The organism is Cetobacterium sp. (assembly GCF_977044495.1).
In genome coordinates this window covers 1-2,749 of the sequence record NZ_CDRRQU010000088.1, presented here as the reverse complement: position 1 = coordinate 2,749, position 2,749 = coordinate 1, and the positions used below count along the sequence as shown (strand labels likewise).

Below are 2,749 nucleotides of genomic sequence, written 5' to 3'. Positions count from 1 at the left end.
CTTTGGATAAGGAAATGTATTACAAGCATCCTAAAGGAGCTGTTATATGGGTAAAGAATGTTGATGATATTGCAAACGCACACTCGTGACTTTAGTCATGAGTAAGTGAACATTTACAAAAAATCAAAATATGCTGAAATGTTATACTATATTTAGAATAATAAACATTATGTTCAAGAAGGAGGTGATATTATGGCAGAAAAGGCTTATAAATATAGAATATACCCAAATAAAAAGCAGAAAGAACTTATTGCTAAAACATTTGGATGTTGCAGATTTGTGTATAACTATTATCTTAATAAGCGAATAGAAATGTATGAGAATGATAAGACCACATTTACATACTACATGTGTTCCAAAGATTTAACGCAATTGAAGAAAGAATATGAATGGCTTAAAGAACCAGATAAAGATTCTTTACAGAAGTGTTTAAAAGATTTAGATATAGCTTATCAGAAATTCTTTAAAGAACATACTGGTTATCCTAAATTTAAGTCAAAAAAGAATAGATATCAGTCTTATAGAACAAGTTACACAAAAACAACTGCTGGCGGGAATATAATGTTTTTAAATAAGCATATAAAACTTCCAAAGTTAGGATTAGTTAAAATAAGAGACAAACAAGTTCCACAAGGAAGAATATTAAATGCCACAATATCACAAGAACCAAATGGACACTACTACTGTTCTCTGTGTTGTACAGATGTAGAATTTAAGCAGTTGCCAAAAACTAATCAGAATATTGGAATAGATTTAGGGTTAGTGGATTTTGCAATATTATCTGATGGAACAAAAATTGATAACCTTCATTTTTTTGAAAAATCAGAAAAGAAACTTACTAAATTACAGCGTGAATTATCAAGAAAAACAATTGGTAGTAATCGTTGGAATAAGGCGAGAATCAAGGTTGCAAATTTACAGAAACATATTTCTAATCAAAGAAATGACTTCTTACAGAAACTCACAACAGAAATTATAAGAATGTATGATGTAATTGCTATTGAAGATTTGAATGTCAAATCTATGAAAGAAACTGATTCTACCATTCGCAATAAACGAGTTGGAGATGTATCTTGGTCTGAATTTCGTAGAATGTTGGAATATAAGTCTCAGTGGTACGGGAAGAAATTATCTGTAATAGACAGATATTATCCTTCTTCACAAATTTGTCATTGTTGTGGTTATAAAGATGGTAAGAAATCAGAAGATATTCGGTCTTGGATTTGTCCTAAATGTAATTCAAAATTAGATAGAGACATTAATGCTGCTATTAATATTTTGAATGAAGGATTAAGAATTATAAATGTTTAAGTAATATATAAGAACCGTAGGAACTACGGAGATAGCTCGGTGATACTTAACTCAATAGAGTTATTGACCGAGAACCATGTGACTTTAGTCATGTGAGGTTCAGGATTTACTTAGGAGATAATTATATGAATTTAATTGGAATCAGTAATTATGAAGAAAATAAAGAAGTTATTAAAGAACAGCTTAATCATGTCAATAAAAAACATACAGCTACAGCTATTATAGTATTTTCTGTGTTTATATTAGTATTTATTGTATTGACCGGAATTGGAATGTATGGGGCAAATGTAGATAGTGATACAAAAAAATGGGTATATACTCCTATGCTTTTATTAATTATATTTTTTGCGATTCAGTCAATATGTGAAAGTCGAGAATATAAACATGATTATATAATCAATGATTTAAGATTAGTTGAAGCAGCAATGACAGGAAACATAGCTTCAGTTACAACTAGGGAAGATACAGGAGCTAGATCAACTCTTGTTTATTATATTGTAGAAACCAAGACAGGCGAGAAGATTATGACAAGAAATGGATTAATTAAGCCAACAATACATAGCGGAGATACAATAGAGACTACACTTGATTTAGATAAACTGGAATTAAATATTTATATGTAGTTTAGAAAGGAAGTACAAGCAGTGGAAATAGAAGTAGAGGTAGCAGAAATTTTAAGTGATGCTGAAAGAAGAAAAGAAGCATTTGTAAAAAAAATATATGATGCATACGCTATATGGGCAGCAGTAATAGGAGTTATTGCAATGACATTACTGCTTATTGAAATAACATTACTAGATAGCTTACATTTTGAAGATAGTATTAAATTAGCAGGAGCATTAATGATTATAGCAGCTATGCTTATATCATATACACTGGTATGTTTTTATTTAAGGCATAAGATAAAATATTCAACAGAATTATTTTATCTTAAAGAAGCTCTTGGAACATTAGACCATGAGCCAAAGGCAGTTATTAAAGAGATAAAAATTAGAAGAAAAAGAGCAACATTGAATATTTCATATGAGTCTAAAGATTATGCAATAAAAACAATAAAATTAAAGAATATAGCATATGGAATGAAAACAACAATGTTTAGTAACATTACTACAAGAGAACATAAGAGGTATTATGAATTAGACATTAATAGTTATAAAGATATAAAATTTTATGAAAAAGGAGATATATAAATAATGTATGGAGACAGCAAAGAAAACACAGACAAATGCATAAAGGATAAAATTAAGGAGAGTTTTATGAATAACAATAAACCTTTTTACTTAGAAAATAAAAATGCTACGCATAAGCTAACATTTGGATTACCCGGTTCAGGAATATCTTCCATTATAGGAAAAGAAATTATAGCTGTCGCCAACAACCATGAGGAAAAAATTGTTGTTAAAGATAGTTATGGTGGACAATTCATAGAAACTGATAA

The 2,749-nt window shown here is 29.1% G+C and carries 4 protein-coding genes; all 4 read left to right on the top strand.

All coding sequences use genetic code 11. The features are described from left to right. Window positions 1-192: 192 nt before the first annotated feature. Window positions 193-1,311 carry an IS200/IS605 family element RNA-guided endonuclease TnpB gene (gene tnpB, locus ACWI69_RS11975; RefSeq protein WP_448822064.1) on the top strand — a complete coding sequence of 373 codons (1,119 nt, stop codon included), beginning with the start codon at window positions 193-195 and terminating at the stop codon, window positions 1,309-1,311. A gap of 125 nt (window positions 1,312-1,436) precedes the next feature. Continuing rightward, on the top strand, window positions 1,437-1,934 hold the full coding sequence (locus ACWI69_RS11970) for a hypothetical protein (protein ID WP_448822063.1): 498 nt from the start codon (window positions 1,437-1,439) through the stop codon (window positions 1,932-1,934). A 21-nt stretch (window positions 1,935-1,955) separates the two neighbouring features. After that, window positions 1,956-2,501: a hypothetical protein gene (locus tag ACWI69_RS11965; RefSeq protein WP_448822062.1), complete on the top strand. Its 546-nt coding sequence runs from the start codon at window positions 1,956-1,958 to the stop codon at window positions 2,499-2,501. Window positions 2,502-2,567: 66 nt separating this feature from the next. Next, on the top strand, window positions 2,568-2,749 hold a 182-nt coding region (locus tag ACWI69_RS11960), incomplete at its 3' end, for a hypothetical protein (protein WP_448822061.1).

Coding starts and splice junctions, on each gene's coding strand:
- tnpB (WP_448822064.1), top strand. CDS start 193: ATGGCAGAAAAGGCTTATAAATATAGAATATACCCAAATAAAAAGCAG.
- ACWI69_RS11970 (WP_448822063.1), top strand. CDS start 1,437: ATGAATTTAATTGGAATCAGTAATTATGAAGAAAATAAAGAAGTTATT.